Origin of the sequence: Bordetella sp. H567 (assembly GCF_001704295.1) — a bacterium.
Lineage (GTDB): Bacteria > Pseudomonadota > Gammaproteobacteria > Burkholderiales > Burkholderiaceae_B > Bordetella_C.
This window is the reverse complement of record NZ_CP012334.1, coordinates 2718395-2734654: the sequence shown is the minus strand read 5'-3', so window position 1 is coordinate 2734654 and position 16260 is coordinate 2718395. Positions and strand designations below refer to the sequence as shown.

15 protein-coding genes are annotated in these 16260 nt (G+C 66.5%); 6 read left to right on the top strand and 9 right to left on the bottom strand.

Annotation, left to right across the window (positions count from 1 at the left end):
* The first annotated feature begins 57 nt into the window (after positions 1-57).
* Positions 58-966, top strand: coding sequence for a hypothetical protein (locus AKI39_RS12270; RefSeq protein ID WP_066636182.1), 909 nt, complete (start codon positions 58-60; stop codon positions 964-966).
* A gap of 136 nt (positions 967-1102) precedes the next feature.
* Here AKI39_RS12270 and AKI39_RS12265 read toward each other — a convergent pair whose 3' ends face one another.
* On the bottom strand, positions 1103-2263 hold the full coding sequence (locus AKI39_RS12265) for a glycosyltransferase (RefSeq protein WP_235610800.1): 1161 nt from the start codon (positions 2261-2263) through the stop codon (positions 1103-1105).
* Between the two features lie 390 nt (positions 2264-2653).
* On the opposite strand from AKI39_RS12265, the gene AKI39_RS12260 reads away from it, so the two are divergent.
* Positions 2654-3394 (top strand): hypothetical protein, encoded by a 741-nt coding sequence (locus AKI39_RS12260; RefSeq protein WP_066636179.1) that lies wholly within the window; start codon positions 2654-2656, stop codon positions 3392-3394.
* A 15-nt stretch (positions 3395-3409) separates the two neighbouring features.
* On the opposite strand, the gene AKI39_RS12255 is transcribed toward AKI39_RS12260, so the two are convergent.
* Both AKI39_RS12255 and AKI39_RS12250 read right to left on the bottom strand, forming a co-directional pair.
* Positions 3410-4288, bottom strand: a complete 879-nt coding sequence (locus tag AKI39_RS12255; protein WP_083228798.1) for an OmpA/MotB family protein — start codon at positions 4286-4288, stop codon at positions 3410-3412.
* Complete coding sequence (locus AKI39_RS12250; RefSeq protein ID WP_066636177.1) at positions 4285-5193, bottom strand: motility protein A; 909 nt, start codon at positions 5191-5193, stop codon at positions 4285-4287. Before AKI39_RS12250 ends, AKI39_RS12255 begins: the two co-directional genes overlap by 4 nt.
* Positions 5194-5569: 376 nt before the next feature.
* Here AKI39_RS12250 and AKI39_RS12245 point away from each other — a divergent pair, with 376 nt between their 5' ends.
* The 4 genes from AKI39_RS12245 to AKI39_RS12230 are packed head-to-tail and all read left to right on the top strand — an operon-like array spanning position 5570 to position 8858.
* Positions 5570-6010, top strand: coding sequence for a DUF305 domain-containing protein (locus AKI39_RS12245; protein WP_066636175.1), 441 nt, complete (start codon positions 5570-5572; stop codon positions 6008-6010).
* A gap of 22 nt (positions 6011-6032) precedes the next feature.
* A complete protein-coding gene (locus AKI39_RS12240; RefSeq protein WP_066636173.1) occupies positions 6033-7508 on the top strand; it encodes a YncE family protein in 1476 nt (491 codons plus the stop codon).
* A gap of 19 nt (positions 7509-7527) precedes the next feature.
* The gene (locus AKI39_RS12235) at positions 7528-8070 is read left to right on the top strand and encodes an RNA polymerase sigma factor (RefSeq protein ID WP_066642840.1); all 543 of its coding nucleotides are present in this window, start codon (positions 7528-7530) and stop codon (positions 8068-8070) included.
* Positions 8067-8858 (top strand): anti-sigma factor family protein, encoded by a 792-nt coding sequence (locus AKI39_RS12230; RefSeq protein WP_066636171.1) that lies wholly within the window; start codon positions 8067-8069, stop codon positions 8856-8858. Before AKI39_RS12235 ends, AKI39_RS12230 begins: the two co-directional genes overlap by 4 nt.
* Before the next feature lie 36 nt (positions 8859-8894).
* Here AKI39_RS12230 and AKI39_RS12225 read toward each other — a convergent pair whose 3' ends face one another.
* The 6 genes from AKI39_RS12225 to AKI39_RS25735 all read right to left on the bottom strand — a co-directional run bounded on the left by AKI39_RS12225 (position 8895) and on the right by AKI39_RS25735 (position 16217).
* Positions 8895-9869, bottom strand: a complete 975-nt coding sequence (locus AKI39_RS12225) for a 2-hydroxyacid dehydrogenase (protein ID WP_066636163.1) — start codon at positions 9867-9869, stop codon at positions 8895-8897.
* Positions 9866-11692, bottom strand: a complete 1827-nt coding sequence (locus AKI39_RS12220; RefSeq protein WP_235610826.1) for a TRAP transporter large permease — start codon at positions 11690-11692, stop codon at positions 9866-9868. Before AKI39_RS12220 ends, AKI39_RS12225 begins: the two co-directional genes overlap by 4 nt.
* A gap of 110 nt (positions 11693-11802) precedes the next feature.
* Positions 11803-12813: a TRAP transporter substrate-binding protein gene (locus tag AKI39_RS12215; RefSeq protein WP_201258568.1), complete on the bottom strand. Its 1011-nt coding sequence runs from the start codon at positions 12811-12813 to the stop codon at positions 11803-11805.
* Positions 12814-12889: 76 nt separating this feature from the next.
* Positions 12890-13960 (bottom strand): maleylacetate reductase, encoded by a 1071-nt coding sequence (locus AKI39_RS12210; RefSeq protein ID WP_066636159.1) that lies wholly within the window; start codon positions 13958-13960, stop codon positions 12890-12892.
* A 36-nt stretch (positions 13961-13996) separates the two neighbouring features.
* Positions 13997-15211 (bottom strand): enolase C-terminal domain-like protein, encoded by a 1215-nt coding sequence (locus AKI39_RS12205; protein WP_201258567.1) that lies wholly within the window; start codon positions 15209-15211, stop codon positions 13997-13999.
* A gap of 115 nt (positions 15212-15326) precedes the next feature.
* Positions 15327-16217 carry a LysR family transcriptional regulator gene (locus AKI39_RS25735; protein ID WP_066636157.1) on the bottom strand — a complete coding sequence of 297 codons (891 nt, stop codon included), beginning with the start codon at positions 16215-16217 and terminating at the stop codon, positions 15327-15329.
* Positions 16218-16260: the final 43 nt, after the last annotated feature.

Genomic DNA, 16260 nt, shown 5'->3' with positions numbered 1-16260 from the left:
AGGTATGCCAATTGCTCAGGGCGGCGGTTCGTCACCCTATCTGAGCGAGGTTATTCCATGGAAAGCACCACTTTGCAGACCGGCGTTTCGCCGGCGTCACTGGGCAAGCGCGAGTCCTTCGGCTCGGCCGTCTCCTGGGGCGCCGTCCTGGCGGGGGCCTTCGTGGCGGCCGCCACTTACCTGATGCTGCTGTTAGCCGGGGCGGGGTTCGGCTTCGCCTCCATGTCGCCGTGGGGTGACGAGGGTGCCTCGGCCAAGACCATCGGCATAGGCCTCATCATCTGGCTGGTCGTCATCCAGATCGTATCGGCCGGACTAGGCGGCTATATCGCGGGGCGCATGCGCACCAAATGGGTGGACGTGCATTCCGACGAAGTGTATTTCCGCGATACCGCGCATGGATTCCTGGTATGGGCGGTGGCCGCAGTGGTCAGCGCATTCATGTTGGGGTCCGGCGTTAGCTCAGCGGTCAGCGGCGCGGCCAAGGTGGGCGCGAGCGCGGTGTCCGGCGCAGCCACCGCGGCAACGGCCGCGGCGGCGGGCAGTGGCGCGGGCGCGAGCGCCACGCCGGGGCCGTCGGCACAGTACTTCGTCGACAGCCTGTTCCGTTCGGATCGCCCCGATGCGACGCAAGGCGACGCCGCGAAGGCGGAGGTCGGACGTATCGTCGCCGCCAGCCTGGCGCGAGGATCCATCACGCCCGAGGACAAGACCTACGTCGCCCGCGTCATTTCCACCCAGGCCGGCGTGGACCAGGCCACCGCGGAAAAGCGCATCGACGACACGATCAACCGCGCCAAGCAAGCGGCGGACGATGCCAAGCAAAAGGCGCGCGAGGCGGCCGACGAGGCCCGCAAGGCCGCGGTCGGCTTTGCGCTGTGGGCCTTTATCTCGATGCTGATCGGCGCGTTCTCGTCCAGCTACGCCGCCACCCGCGGCGGCCGCACGCGCGACGCCGTACTGTGATCCGGGCCGCCGGCGCTTCATCCGATGGAAGATGCGCGCGGCTGGCGGCCAGAGGCCTTGCCGGCGCCCGGCAAGGCGCAGTACGCACGACGGCCCGCAACACCTCGGTGATGCGGGCCGTCGTTCTTGCCGGCGTCTACACGCGCGGGTCGTAGAGTTCCAGGATGCCGGGCAGAGGATTCATCAGGCCCAGGTAGACGTGCTCGGTACCGTCGATGAAAGGCTCGATGCCGAATTCGCGCACGGCCTTCGTGCGCGCGGCCGCCCCCATGCGTGCGATGTCATGCGCGCCGGACTCCAGCGCCTTCAGCAGCGCAGAGAGCGCGGTCGCCGAGCACGGCGGCACGATCCAGCCGTCGATGCCGGGGGTGATATTTTCCGGCAGGCCGGAATGCGCGGTGACGATCACCGGCTTGCCGGTGGCCATCATCTCGCGGCAGGCAAACGAAATGGTCTCCGTGCGATGCGACAGCACGAAGCCCACGTCGATGGCCGCCAGAAAAGGCCGCACGTCGTCCAGGTCCCCGACATAGGTGAAATGCTCGTGCATGCTCAATGCGCGCACCTCTTCCAGGTCGGCCGCCGAGGGAGGGCCGCCCGCCACGGCAACGTGGAACCTGTCGCGCAGCGGACGAGGCAGTTCGGCCACCGCCCTGACCATGTACATCCAGCCTTTGTAGTCCGATGTGCCGGCGTTGCTGCCCAGCACGATGCGATCCGGCATAGCGGTCTGGAAATACTTCTCTCGCATGGCCGCCCGCGACGCTTGGGCGGCCGGCGTGAACCGGCGCGTGTCGATCCCGTTGAAGACCCGCGTCACGCCTTTCCTGGCATAGGGACTCCTGGCAAGTTTGCGCTTGACGTGATCGCATACGGCGATCACATGGTCGGTGCCCGCCAGGATGCGCAACCACGCGCTGGTCCCCTTGATGCGATGATCGTTGTGCTTGGTCAGGACGATCTTCGGCCGCTTGCGCAGCGTCAGGGAAGCGAGCAGCACGAGACGGTGATCGCTGGAGCCGTTGACGTGCACGATGTCGTACCGCTGCGTGCTGAGCAAATGGTTCAACTGCCGGACCGCGGCAGGCAGCCGGTAGAGACGACTGGGAAATTCCTGTGCGTGTGTCCGCACGCCCGGCAGCTCGCTACCTATGCGCCGCAGCGCGCTGGAGGCCGGCGCCGCGATGTGGACGCAATGGCGTTGTGCCAGTGCGGTGGCCAGGCGCGCAATATACGAGGTATGACCGCCTACCCCGTTTGCGCAATGGAAATTCGTATAGAGGATTTTCATCGTCATGGGCCTGTCGCTGCCGCGACGCCTTACGCGCCACCGTGCTTTGATCCTAGTCCGTTTGGATGACGCTTATGTTAAAGGCCGCGTGTGCCGTGGACGTGCCGTGGCATGTCCGCCCGTTTCGTATCGTGTAGGAATGATGCCCGGCGCTTGCGCGTAATGGCGTAGTGAAAGATCGGAATTCGCACGGAACCCCGGTAATCATGGACGTAACGAACCGCCTTCGCGCTCCATGACCCTACTTCACCGTTACCTATCGTTCCATCCATGACCACTGCTACTACGCTGTCCTATTCATTCTCAGTCGCCCCCCTCGAACCGCCTGGGCTCGCCGGCACCTGCACTACCGCGTCATTCGGTACTGCCAATGGCACCGCCAAGGAAATCGGGACTTTGCTGAACGCGGTAGACCCGGCGCCCAGCCCGGTGCCGGGCGCGCCCGTGGATGGAATGGCCAATCTGAAGGCCAGGATGGCCGCGATCATGGACCGGTATGTCCGCGAAGGGGCCGCCGGGGAAAAGCGTGCGGAGGCACGCCGCAGAGTCGAAGCCGCGTTGGCGCAGCGCGGCGCCACCAAACTGAATCTGAGCAATCTGAACCTGCGGCAGGCGCCGCCGCTGCTGCCCGATGTGGTCGAGCTCGATCTATCGAAAAACCGCTTGACCAGGCTGCCGACGCTGCCATGCGGCATCCAAACGCTGATTCTTGCGCAGAACCAGTTCGAAACCTTGCCGGCTTTTCTGCCTGGCAAGCTTCAAAGGCTGGATGTCTCGTATAACAGCCTGTCCGCCTTGCCGGAGACGCTGCCGGCCGGCCTGATCAGCATCGATGCCACCCGCAACGCCCTGCAGTCACTGCCTTCCACGCTGCCCCTGGGCCTGGTCGCGCTGTATGTCGGCGAAAACCGCGGTCCCAAGCTGACGCTCAGCGCCTCCTCGAACTTCGCGCTGCGCGACGGCCAGCTCGTATTCAGTAGCTTGCACAGTTCGCCTGGCGCATTGATCGTGCGGGCCCAGGCCACGGTGGAGGACGAGAGATGCCATACGGAATACCACGCTTACCTGACGCGGATACTGTCCGCCGAAGAACAGGGCAGCCGTCCACCGCAACGGCAAGCCGCCGCAGGGGCGTGACGTACAGGCACCGCCTTACCGCGCCGTATCCTTGTCCGGCACGATACGCATGATCAGCTCCACGCGCCGGTTGGCCGCCCTGCCCGCCTGCGTGTCATTGCTTTGCAGCGGCTGGGTATCCGCGTAGCCCACCGCGCGCAGGCGTTGCGGATCGACGCCGTCATGCACCAATTCACGCAGGACCGATGTGGCGCGGCTGGTCGACAAGTCCCAGTTGGAGGCGAACTGCCGCGTCAGGATGGGAACGTTGTCGCTGTGGCCTTCGACCGACACGGGGAACTTGCTGCGATTGATGACGTCGGCCAGCTTCTTGATCAGCGGGCCGCCTTCCTTGCTGAGGGTGGCCTGCCCCGACGTGAACAGCAGTTCGTTGCTGATCCTGAAGCTGACCGTCCGGCGGTTGATCTGCACGTCCACCGACTTGCCCAGATCGGCCAGGCCCAGTTCCTCGGCCGTCGGCATCTTGACCGGTGGCGCCGGCTTTTCCAGCGGTTCGGTCGGCGCCGTCGCGGTGGCTTCGGGCGGTGGCGGGTCCGGCAGCCGCGACCATGCTTCCGGGATCTTGGGCAGGTCCGCGGCCCATGGTTCGACGGGTCCCGGCGGCAGCTTGGCCAGGCTGACGCCGGCCGCCACCTCCGGCGGCTTGGCGCCCGGGCCGGGGCCGATCCGCGTCAGCGCCAGCATCACCACGAACAGGGCCAACAGCAGCGTGATCAGGTCCAGGTACGTCATCAGCCAGTTGTCCGGCTCCCTGTCCAGGGTTTCGGGCACATGCCAGCGCTCGTACCGGTTGCGGCGCACCGTCTTGCTGCGTTCGCGCTGCAGGCGTTCTTCCTCCGCCTTGCGCTGTATCGCGACGTCTATCCAGGATGCGCGGGAATGCGTGGAACTCATGGCCGCTGCGAGCTCGCCCGGTTGCGCAAGGACGCGGCATCCGGCAATCCCTGGCCGGCCAGGCTGGGCGCGGCCCGCGATGCCGCGCCGGCGGCACCGGCGGCCGAGGCGGCCTTGCCTTTTTTCCGGGGCGGCTGCTCGCGGATTTCGTCCTCGAAGTTCTGCATGAAGGAATTGAGCGTCTCGCGCACCATGGCCGGGCCGCGCCGCTCGCACATCATCGATATGCCCTGCAGCACCATGTTCATCAGCACCAGCCGCTGTTCGGTGCGGCGTTCCAGCTTGATCGCGATGGGCTTGCAGATCAGGTTGGCCAGCAGGATGCCGTAGAAGGTCGCGATCAGGGCGATGCCCATTTGCTTGCCGATGACGTCCATGCCTTGCGAGCCCAGTACGGTCATCAGGTTGACCAGGCCGATCAGCGTGGCGAGCATGCCGAAGGCCGGCGCGAAGCTGGCCATGGTGCGGAACATTTGCGCCTCGGCCTGTTCACGGGCGCGCATGCGGGCGATGCGCCACTGCAACAGCTCGACGATCTGTTCTTCCGGGGTGTTGTCGATGATCAGCTGGACGCCGGTGCGCAGAAAAGGATTGGTCACCTTCTGCAATTCGCGTTCGACGTTGTGCACGTTGGATCCCGCCCAGCTGTGGGCCAGCGCGACCAGTTCGTCGATGTCGCGCTGGGTGTCCAGCTTCTCGTTGCGGAACACCCGCCGCAGCAGCGGCCCGATGCGGCGGACTTCCGTCATCGGATAGCCGATGAATACCGCCGCCGCGGTGCCGCCCACCACGATGCCCAGCCCGGGAAGATTGACGAACGCGATGGCGTCCGGCGAAGAGGAAAATATGGCAGCCGCCAGGGTCGCGATGGCGACGGCGATGCCGATCAGGGTTGAAGCATTCATTGTGAGGCCCATGGAAGGCGGCCGGTCCAGGCCGTCAGGCCAGCCGGATCCCGCACGACTTGACGGGACGGGGTCCATTCTAGTGAGCGGATCGCGATGCCAACGGCCGTAAAAAGGGGCGAAAAACCCCCGAAACCTGGCGGTTGAAGGAATGCCGGCGCCGTGGCGTGGCCGGCGGGGTTGTAACACGCAGCGCCTTGGGGTCGCGGCAGAATATCCAAATATAAGTCTTAAGATTCAACAGCTTAAGACGCTATATTCAAGTACTTCCGCAGCTAAAATCCCGCGCGCGAAAATTTTTCTGGCGATGGAAGGATGCGCCGGTCTCGTGCGTCTACCCCTGTATTGGCGAACTTTTTCCGATATGGGGGGAGCGATGAGGATTCCTTTTGCGCGCGTCAGACATGGCGCCGCCGTTCTGCTGGCGGCAAGCCTGGGACTGGGCGCGAGCGCGTGGTCGGCCGGCGACGACGAGGCTGCCTTCCTCGCGGAAAACAACGCCGCCATGGACCGGATGATGGCTGGCATGGCGGCCAAGCCCAGTGGCGACATCGACCAGGACTTCGTCGCCATGATGGCGCCCCACCACCAGGGCGCGATCGAAATGGCCCAGGCCGAGCTGCGCTACGGCAAGAATGAACAGCTGCGGCGCATCGCCCAGGAAATCATCGTCGAGCAGCAGCAGGAAATCGCCGCCATGCGCCTTGCCTTGGGCCTGGCATTGCCGCCCTCCGCGCCCGCCCCGACACAGCCCGACGTGGCGCCGCCCGCGCCAGCCCCGCCACCGTCCATGCCCAATCACCACCACCAGATGTGATGTCCTCGGGAGTATCCACGCAATGAAGCGCATATTTTTCTTGAATGTGTTGGCGGCCGCCGTGCTGGGCGCCGCGAGCCTGTCGTCGCAGGCCGGCCAGGCGCCGGCGGCCTCTTCCGCCGCCGATGTGCCGGTCAGCCACCGCGACCGTGTCTACGCGGCCGAGCAGTTTTCCAATACGGTGTCCGTCACGGATCCCGCCGATAACCGGCTGCTGGGCGTGATCCGCCTTGGCGATCCGGCGCCGGGCAATTTCAGCCCCTTGTATCGCGGACAGGTACTCGTGCATGGCATGGGCTATTCGCCGGACCATCGCACCCTGGCGGTCGTCTCCATAGGCTCGAATTCCGTCACCTTCATCGATACGGGCACCAATGCGGTAAAGCACATCACCTATGTGGGCCGTTCGCCTCATGAAGCGTTCTACACGCCGGACGGCAAGGAAGTTTGGGTCACGGTGCGCGGCGAGAACTACGTATCGGTGATCGACGCGGCGACCTACAAGGAAAAAACCCGCATCACCACGGCAGCGGGCCCCGGCATGCAGATCTTTTCGCCGGACGGCAAGTATGGCTATGTCTGCTCGTCGTTCAACCCCGAGACGGTCGTGGTGCAGGTATCCAGCCACAAAATCGTCGGCCGGGTACAGCAGGCCAGTCCCTTCTGCCCCAATATCGCGGCGACGCCGGATGGCAAACAGGTCTGGTTCACGCTGAAGGACGTGGGCAAGGTGCAGGTGTTCGACGCCCGCCCGCCGTTCAAGCTGCTGAAGACCATGGATACCGGTCCCATCACCAACCACGTCAATTTCATCCGCAATCAAGCGGGCAGTTTCGCCTACGTGACGGTGGGCGGGCTGAACCAGGTCAAGGTGTTCCGCACCGACGACTACACGCAGGTCGCCACGATTCCGGTCGGCAATCTGCCGCACGGCGTCTGGCCGTCCGGCGACGGCACGCGGGTGTATGTGGGGCTGGAAAACGCCGACGCCCTGGCGGCCATCGATACCGCGACCAATAAGGTGATCGGCAACGTACCCATCGGCCAGGCGCCACAGGCCATTGCCTATGTGCCCGGCGCGGTGCCGCAAGGCGACGGCATGCAGAACCTGCAGCCGCTGGGCGTGGCGGGACAGGCCGCACACCTGACCCTGCAGGCCGTCAAGGACGGCAAACCGGTGGCGTCCGACACGCCGCCCACGTCCGTCAGCCTGTTCGACCAGGGCCTGCTGCAGGTGCTGCAGGCCTCGGCCACCGGCCTGGAACCCAAGCACGCCTATGTGCTGGCCTTGTCCGGTCAGCCCGACGGCAGCGGCGCGCTTCAGCCCTTGGCCAGCTTCGTCGCCAACCCGGCGGGATCGGCTATCGTCAATGCCATCGGACCGATACGCCAACTGGTCCAGGCCGATGCGGCGGCACAGGATGCGCGGCGCTATCTGGTAATCGCGCCGCAGGCGGATGGCGTGACAGGGGCGCCGGTGCAGGTGCAAGGTCTTTGAGGATATTTGCGTGGACGACATGATGCGGCTCGTCGAGCCGCTGATCCCGGCGCTGCGCCGCTATGCGCGCGCCCTGTTGCACGACAGGGCGCGGGCCGACGACCTGGTGCAGGATTGCCTGGAGCGCGTCATCGTACGGTGGGGCCAGAGGCGCAATGACGGCGATACGCGCAAATGGGTGTTCGCCATCCTGCACAACCTGGCGATGGATCAATTGCGGCGCGCGCGTCCCCGTGCGCACGACGTGCCGCTGGAGGCCGTGGACGACGCCATGCTGGCGGTGCGCGCCGCCCAGGAAGACGGGCTGCGCTACGGCGATGTGCTGCGCGCGCTGGAACAGTTGCCAGACGAACAGCGCAGCGTGCTGCTGCTCGTTTCGGTGGAAGACATGACCTATGAAGAAGCCGCCAGGGTGCTGGACATCCCGACCGGGACCGTCACATCGCGCCTGGCCCGGGCCAGGGAAAAGCTGCTGCGCATCATGCGGGGCGCCGTCACGGGCGGCTCCCGTGGCGATGCGCCGGCAGGCGGCAACCGGCCTGTATTGCGGAGCGTGAAATGAGCAGGGACGAGGCCCCCATTCGGGAAGAGGACTTGCACGCCTATGTCGACGGCGCCCTGGGGGGCCCGCGACGCAGGCAGGTCGAAGACTACCTTGCCAGGCATCCCGATGTCGCGGCGCGGATGCAAGGCCATGCGCAGCTGCGCCGGCAGTTGCGCGAGGCACTGGCGCCCATCACCGAAGAACCCATTCCGCCGGAACTGGACCTTGCGCGCATGGTGGAAGCGCATCGACAGCGCCGCCGCGTTCCGTGGCGCATTGCCGCGTCCATCGTGTTGGCATTGGGTATCGGCGGCGTGGGCGGCTGGAACCTGCGCGGCACGCCTGAGGCGCCGGCCGGCGGGATCGCGGCGCTGGCCCGGGAAGCCGCGGCCAGCTACCAGGTCTATGCGGCCGACCCGAGGCGCCCGGTGGAACTGCCTGCGGCGGACAGCGCGCAGCTCGTGTCCTGGATTTCCCAACGGCTGGAGCGCCCCATCGCCCTGCCCGACCTGGTCCAGGCAGGCTACCGCTTCATGGGGGGACGCCTGATCGCCACCGAACACGGTCCGGCGGGACTGTTCCTGTACGACGATGCGCGCGGCACGCGGATCGCCATGATGGTGCGGCCGATGGCCGTGGAGCGCGACACACCGATGTCGGCGCACGCGCAGAACGGCGTGGCTGGCTACGCATGGTCGGACCAGGGCCTGGGCTACAGCGTGATGGCACCCGCCTCCGCGCCGGACATCCATCCCGTCGCCGACGAGGTACGGCGCCAGGTGGATGTCGCGCCTCGGCAGGGATGAAAAGACTATCCTCGCAGACAGGGTCGGCTGGACGCGCTAAGCGGCGGGCCGGACGACATTGGCCAGCGCGTCGCCGCCGGCCAGCCGGTCGATATTCGCCGCGATGAAGCCGTATCTGCGCCACGGCAGGTCCGTGGTCCAGGCCGAGGTGTGCGGGGTGGCGATGACATTGGGCAGTTCCAGGAACGGCCGTGACGCTGGTTCGACGTGGTCGTCCGCGCCCTTGGGATAGCGATACCAGACGTCCAGGACGGCGCCGGCGATCGCCTTGTCGCGCAAGGCGATGTACAGGTCTTCTTCCTGCGCGATTTCGGCGCGCGAGACGTTGATCAGTACCGCGTCGCCGCGCATGCGGCCCAGCGTTCGCGTGTTGAACATGCCTCGCGTGTCGTCGGTCAAGGGGCAGCAGATAACGACGAAATTCGCGGTCGGCAGCGCGTCGTCCAATTCGTCCGGCGCGAATACCTTGTCCACCAGCCCGGCGGCAGGCTGCGCATGGCCGTCGACGGCCAGGACGCGCATGCCGAACGCCCGCGCACGCGTCGCGATGGCGCGGCCGATTCGGCCCAGGCCTATCAGCAGCAGCGTCTTGCCGTACAGCTCCGCATGCGGCGGACGGCTACGGTACAGGTCGGACCAGCTTCGCGCCGTGAAGCGCGCCGTCAACTCGCGCAGGCGGATCTGCCATTCCAGCATCGCCAGGGTCACGTATTCCGCGATGGGAATCTCGTGCTCGAACACATTGCAGATCGCCGCGGCAGGCGGCACGCTGGCGAAGTCGATGCCATCCAGCCCGGCGCCGGGGACATGCAGCAAGCGGAACACGGGCGTGGCGCCCGGCGGGCGGCTGAAGCGCAGCGACACCACCACGTCTCGCGGCCCGATCTGGCCGTCGTGATCGGGCGCATGGGCCGCCTGGCGCGGCAGCGGCACGATGCGTGCACCGCACGTCAGGCGGTCGGCGAGTTTTTCGGCGTGCGTGGCGGCTTCGCCCACCAGGAATATGTTCACCGCAGGAACCCCGTGGAAATCCATGGCACGGCGGCGATCACCAGCACGCCGATGAACAGGGCCAGCATGTAGCCCGTGATAGGCCTCATGCCGGCATCCGGCGACGCCCGCCCGATGGCGGACGCGACGTAGTACCCCACCCCGAACGGCGGCGCGAACAGGCCGATGCCCATGGACAGGATGACAACCATCGCGTAGTGCACCTCGTTGACCCCTACCTGCTGGGCGATCGGAAAGAGCAAGGGACCAAACAGCACGATGGCCGGCACGCCTTCCAGGACGCTGCCCAGGACGATGAACAGCACGATGGACACCGCCAGGAAGCCCAGCTTGCCGCCGGGCAGGCCCGCCATCAGCGCCGCCAGGTCGGTGGAAAACCCCGAACGTGTCAGGCACCACGCCATCGCGGTGGCGGTGCCGATGATCAACAGGATGGCGCCGGACAGCGCCGCGGTTTCGACCAGGATGGGCACCAGCCGCGACCAGTCGCACCCGCGCTGCACCAGCAAGGCGATCAGCAGCGCGTACACGATGCCAATGGTGGAAACTTCGGTAGCCGTCGCCACGCCGTCGACTACGGCAAAGCGGATCAGGAACGGCAGCACCAGCGCCGGCAGGGCCGCCTGAAGCGAGCGCCACACCGCGCGCGCGCCAGGCCAGGCCGCGCCGGCCAGGTCTTCCTTGCGGTAGCGCCGCCATACGACCGCGCACAGCGCGATGGCCAGCAAGGCGCCGGGCAGCAGCCCGCCGGTGAACAACGCGGCAATGGACACGCCCGTCACCGAGCCTATGGTGATCAGCACGATGCTGGGCGGGATGGTTTCCGTCTGGGCGGCGGTGGCGGCCAGCAGCGCCACCAGGTCCCCCTCCCTGGCGCCGCGCTTCTTCATTTCAGGGAACAGCGCCGGCGCGACCGCCGCCATGTCCGCGGCCTTGGCACCGGAGATTCCCGAGACCAGGTACATGGCGCCGATCAATACGTAGGCCAGGCCACCGCGCTTGTGCCCGATCAGATTGGCCAGGAAAGCCACCATGCGCCGCGCCATGCCCGTCATTTCGATCAGCAGGCCCAGGAAGATGAACAGCGGCACGGCCAGCAGCACCAGATGCGACATGCCTTCGTCCATGCGCCCCACCATGGTCGCGAGCGGAATGCGCGTGGTCAGCGCCAGATAGCCGAAGGTCGCCAGGCCAAAGCCGAAGGCGATCGGCACGCCGGCGAAGACCGTCACCACGACCACGCCCAGGAAAAAGATCAACAGGTTCATCTTGCCCAGGCCCGCGAACAGCGGCTGCGCGGCCCAGAACGCCAGCGCGACGGCGGCAACCGTGGCCAGCGCCGCCAGGACGACCCGGTGGTTGGCCGTGCGGGCCAGCCGCAAGGCGTTGGCGACGAACATCAGCGCGACGCCGGCCGGCAGCGCGGCGGCGCGCCAGGTGCCGGAGATCTCCAGCGCCGGGGTGGTAAAGGCGCCCTGCTTGTCCGCGAACCGGATGGCCGGCAGCAGGACCGCTGCCAGGAACAGCAGCGCCGCGCCGGAGGCCGCTGCGTCCAGGTAGAGGCGCGTCCGCGGCGCGCATTTGGACACCAGGGCCGTCATGCGCATGTGTTCACCGCGCTGGATGGCCACGGCCGAGCCCAGCGCCGACAGCCACAGGAACAGGATGGACGAGGCCTCGTCGGTCCACGTGATGGGCATGTGCAGCGCATAACGCGCCACGATGCCGGTGAACAGGATGACCACTTCGGCGACAACCAGCAAGGCCGCGGGGTATTCGACCAGCCAGCGCCACGCGGTCTCGGCCGGTACCGGGCGAGTCATGCGGGCCGGCGCCGCGCCGCTGTCCCCCGGCATTCCCGCACGCTTATCCAGCCGGCCATCCGCTTGCGTGCCCATGTTCGCCTTGGCCTGCGCGGTCCAGGGCGCCGTGCTCATGACAGCTTCCCGACCGCGGCTTCCAGCACCGTCCAGGCCTGCGCCCCGAACTTCGCTTGCCAATCGGTGTAGAAGCCGGCCTTGCGCAGCACGTCGCGAAACGGCGCCGGATCGGCATGGTTCACCTTCAGACCGCGCTGCGCCAGGCTGGCGCCGAGCGAGTCGTTCAGCTGCGCGATATCGGCACGCTGTTGTTGCGCCAGGTCATTGAAGCCGCGGCTGACGATGGATTGCAGCTCCGGCGGCAGGCCATCCCAGGCATCGCCGTTGATCACGATCCACGAACCATCCCAGATATGGTTCGTCAGCGAGCAAAATTTCTGCACCTCGTAGAACTTGGCCGTGTCGGTCACCACCAGCGGGTTCTCCTGGCCTTCCACCACGCCGGTCTGCAAGGCCGTATAGACCTCGGCCAGGTTGATGCTGGTCGGCGCTGCGCCCAGGGCCTTGAACAGCGAGATGTACAAAGGACTGACGGGTACCCGGATTTTCAGGTTGGCCAGGTCCTTGGGCTCCGCGATGGGCCGGCTGCCGGTGGTGATTTCGCGAAAGCCGTTGTCCCAGATCCGATCCACGGCATGCAGGCCCTTCTTGGCGAAGGCCTCGCGCACGAAGGCGCCCAGCTTGCCGTCCATGGCGTTCCAGACCGACGCGTAATCGTTGAAGATGAACCCCAGCCCGCTGATGGCGGCGTGGGGAACCAGCGTGGACATGATGATGCCGCCGGTGGTGAACATTTCGATGCCGCCCGAATAGACCTGCGACAGCAGATCGTTGTCCCCGCCCAGCTGGCTGTTGGGAAACACGCCGATGTCCACCCGCCCCTTGCTTTGCTGCTTGATCCAGGCGGCGGCCTCGACGGCGCGCTTGTGGATGGGATGGCTGGGCGGAAAGCCATGGCCGAACTTCCACGAGTACTCGGCGGCCGCGCGCGCGGCCGGCAAGGCGGTGGCCAGCGCGGCGGCGCCTGCGGCCTGGAACAATAGTCTGCGGGTCAGCTTCATCATGTCTCCAATACAGCGGCCATATCGGTTTTTATAGGTGCTCCCGGCACACCGGGGCGGCAGGCTCGCCGGCGCCCGTTCAAGCGGGACGTTCGCCGTGCCAGGCGGCATCCAGGATGCGTCGCACTGCGTCGAAGGTGACCGGGCCGGGGTTGTAGCCTTCGTCCGTTTCCACCGTGATGCGCGCGGCGGCGTCCAGCGCCGACGGGTCCAGTCCGGTATCGGTCAGGCCCATCCGTATGTGCAGTGAGCGTGCCAGATCGTACAGGCCCGCTCCCAGGCTGGGCGCGCCGATCGCATCGGCCAGCTGTTGCAGCGGCCCCGGCGCATGGGCGGTGTTGTACTGCGCGACATAAGGCAGTACCAGCGTGTGGGATAAACCATGCGCGATGTTGAAGCTGCCGCCCAGGACGTGCGCCAGGCCATGCTGCAACGCGAAGCCGCCGGTCAGGGCGACGCCGCCCAGGTAGGCGCCGTACAGCAGCTCGGTGCGCGCCTGGATGTCGTCGGGCCGGGCGATGACGCGCGGCGAGGCCCGGGCGATCACCCGGGCGCCTTCGATGGCGGCCAGCACGGTGACGGGATCCACGGTGGGAACGTAGATCGCATCCACGCAATGCGCCAGCGCGTTCATGGCGCTGGCCGCGCTGACGTCGGCAGGCAGTCCCAGCGTCAGCCGCGGATCGTAGATCACGGTGGAGGCCAGCATGTTCAGGCTGGTGTGCATGCGCTTGACGCCGTCGATCGTGATGCCGCAGAAGCCTGTGACCTCGGATCCGGAATACGTGGTCGGAATGGCGATGATGGGCAAGGCCAGTTCCAGGGAAATGCCCTTGCCCAGGCCCACGGCCGCGCCGCCGCCCACGCTGACGATGCAGTCCGCGCCCGCGTCGCGGGCCGCCTGCCGTCCGCGGCGGGCCAGTTCGATGGGCACTTGCGACACCGCCTGCGGCCAGACCGCGGCGCAGCGGTCGCCGAGCAGCGAGGCCACGCGATCGCCCAGCGCAGTGCGTCCGGGCGTGGTGACCACCAGCGCGCGGCGCGCGCCCAGCCGGCCGACTTCATCGGCCACGCCGTCGATGGCGCCCTCGGCAAAGACGATGCGGGAAGGTGTGGCGTTATAGACGCCGCCAGGCGTTGTGAATTTCATGCGCTGTCCAGTTTTTGCTTGTTCGAATCGGCGGTCCTACCACTCGACGATGGTGCCGTCATCCAGCACCGCGCCCGTGGCATGCATCACTTCCTGCTTGAAGGGATGCTTGGCAGCCTCCGCTTCGTTGATCTCCACGCCCAGGCCGGGCCCGTGCGGCACTTCCCAATACGTGCCGACGCGCTTCAAGGGCGTCTGGACCACGTCGTCGTACCAGGGAACGGCGCCGCTCATTTCTTCCTGGATCAGGAAGTTGGGCGTCGAAACGTCGTAATGAAGCGCCGCCACGCCGGCGATCGGGCCGTTGGGATTGTGCGGGGCGATGCCGATGAGTTCGGCTTCGGCCACCGCGGCGATACGCTTGCCTTCCAGCAGGCCGCCGGTGTGATTCAGGTCCGGCTGCGCCACGTGCACCGCCTTGCCGGTCAGCACGGGCATGAATTCGTTCAGGCCCACCAGCCGTTCGCCCGAGGCGATCGGGCACGGGGCGCGCAGCGCGACTTCCCGCAGCGCCGCCGTGTCGCCCGGCTGCACGGGTTCTTCGCAGAACATGGGACGGTACGGCGCCAGTTCCTCGATGAACCCCAACGACGCCGCGATGGAACCGGGCCGGCCGTGGAAGTCGACCATGATGTCGACCGATTCGCCCACGGCGTTGCGCACGGTTTCCATCAACCTGCCGACGTGTTTGCGCGCGGCGATCGAGGACACGTGGTTGCCGTAGGGGATGAAGACGACCTTCAGCGCGTCGTACCCCTTCTCCACCACTTGCAGCGCGCTGTCGCGCAGCTTGCCATGGTCGAAGGTCTCGTAGACGGCCTTCATGTCGCCCAGCCCCAGGTGCGTGTACAGGCGCACCTTTTCGCGCACCTTGCCGCCCAGCAGGCGCCAGACCGGCACGTTCAGGCTCTTGGCATGGATGTCCCACAAGGCGTGCTCGATGCCGCTGATCGCGGTCACGCCGATGATGCCCAGCTTGTAATAGCTGTGCTTGTGCATGGCGCGCACGCATTGCTCGATGTCGCGGGGATCGCGGCCGACCAGCAGGGGTTCCAGGTCCTCGACGGCGCCGGTAACCGCGCGGGTCTTCCAGTTCAGGCTGGCTTCGCCCCAACCGTACAGGCCGTCCTGGTTCGTCTGCACCTTGACGAAAATCCAGTTGCGCATCTCGGCGTTGACTACGATGGTGCGCACGCTGACGATTTTGATGGGCGGCCCGGATTCGGGCGCGGCGGCCTGCAAGGGCGTCATCGCTTTGTCTCCTGCGTTATTGGTGTATGCAGGACACGATAGGATCGGGGCTAGAAAAGCTCCAATTCTTTTTTTGACTCTATTGAGTAGTTTTTCTTATCAGCGTTCTGCCCGGCTAACGCACCTGTGCGCCGACGCGCTGCGCGATGTCCAGGAACACCTTCATCGCGGGCGACACATCGGCGGCGTCGTAGGCCACACCCAGCGACAGGTAGGGCATCACCCCCGACAGCTTGCGGAATACCACCCCGGGCCGCGCCAGCATCTGGTATTCCGACGCGATGAAGCCGATGCCGAAATCGGCCGCGGCCATGGCGATGATGGACTGGGCCGGCGTGGTTTCCAGGATGACCTTGGGGCTGAAGCCTTCGGCCTGGCACAGGCTGATGATGTGGTCGTACAGTTGCGGGCCGATGGTGCGGGGAAAGATGATGAACTGCTCGTTCGCCAGATCCCGCAGCGTCAGCCGCCTGCGCCGGGCGAGGCTATTGCGGTCCGACAGAACGATATTGAACGCGGTCGTGGCGATCGTCTGGCACGACAAAGACGCATCTTCCAGCGGCGGATGCACGATTCCCAGCTGTATGGCGCGGTTGCGCAAGGCCTGCTCCTGTTCGGCGGTCGTCATGTCGTGAACGACCATGCCGACGTCCGGCAGGCGCCGATTGAATTCGCGTACGATCTCCGGGAACACGATGTACAGCGCCGGCGCCGTGACGCCTATGGTCAACTGGCCGATCTCGCCCTTTTCCGTGCGGCGCGCCACATCGACCGCGACGTCCATGGTGCGCAGGATCTTGCGTACTTCGTCCAGGAATACCTCGCCGGCGCGCGTGAGCGATACGTGGCGCTTGCTGCGGTACACCAGCTGTACCTGCAGCTGCGCTTCCAGCGCGCGCAATTGCTGGCTGAGCGCGGGCTGGGTCATGTGGCAGCGCACCGCTGCGCGGTGAAAGTGCAGTTCCTCGGCCAAGGCCAGGAAGCATTCGAGGCGGCGGCGGTCCATGGCGTGCTCCGTTGGCGGTGCCGCGATGATACCAACAGGCCGG

Excerpts from the sequence above, each read along its gene's own strand:
- AKI39_RS12210 (WP_066636159.1), bottom strand. The coding sequence starts at position 13,960 with ATGAAATTCACAACGCCTGGCGGCGTCTATAACGCCACACCTTCCCGC.
- AKI39_RS12235 (WP_066642840.1), top strand. The coding sequence starts at position 7,528 with ATGATGCGGCTCGTCGAGCCGCTGATCCCGGCGCTGCGCCGCTATGCG.
- AKI39_RS12255 (WP_083228798.1), bottom strand. The coding sequence starts at position 4,288 with ATGAGTTCCACGCATTCCCGCGCATCCTGGATAGACGTCGCGATACAG.
- AKI39_RS12270 (WP_066636182.1), top strand. The coding sequence starts at position 58 with ATGGAAAGCACCACTTTGCAGACCGGCGTTTCGCCGGCGTCACTGGGC.
- AKI39_RS12205 (WP_201258567.1), bottom strand. The coding sequence starts at position 15,211 with ATGACGCCCTTGCAGGCCGCCGCGCCCGAATCCGGGCCGCCCATCAAA.
- AKI39_RS12245 (WP_066636175.1), top strand. The coding sequence starts at position 5,570 with ATGAGGATTCCTTTTGCGCGCGTCAGACATGGCGCCGCCGTTCTGCTG.
- AKI39_RS25735 (WP_066636157.1), bottom strand. The coding sequence starts at position 16,217 with ATGGACCGCCGCCGCCTCGAATGCTTCCTGGCCTTGGCCGAGGAACTG.
- AKI39_RS12250 (WP_066636177.1), bottom strand. The coding sequence starts at position 5,193 with ATGAATGCTTCAACCCTGATCGGCATCGCCGTCGCCATCGCGACCCTG.
- AKI39_RS12265 (WP_235610800.1), bottom strand. The coding sequence starts at position 2,263 with ATGACGATGAAAATCCTCTATACGAATTTCCATTGCGCAAACGGGGTA.
- AKI39_RS12215 (WP_201258568.1), bottom strand. The coding sequence starts at position 12,813 with ATGATGAAGCTGACCCGCAGACTATTGTTCCAGGCCGCAGGCGCCGCC.
- AKI39_RS12240 (WP_066636173.1), top strand. The coding sequence starts at position 6,033 with ATGAAGCGCATATTTTTCTTGAATGTGTTGGCGGCCGCCGTGCTGGGC.
- AKI39_RS12230 (WP_066636171.1), top strand. The coding sequence starts at position 8,067 with ATGAGCAGGGACGAGGCCCCCATTCGGGAAGAGGACTTGCACGCCTAT.
- AKI39_RS12220 (WP_235610826.1), bottom strand. The coding sequence starts at position 11,692 with ATGACTCGCCCGGTACCGGCCGAGACCGCGTGGCGCTGGCTGGTCGAA.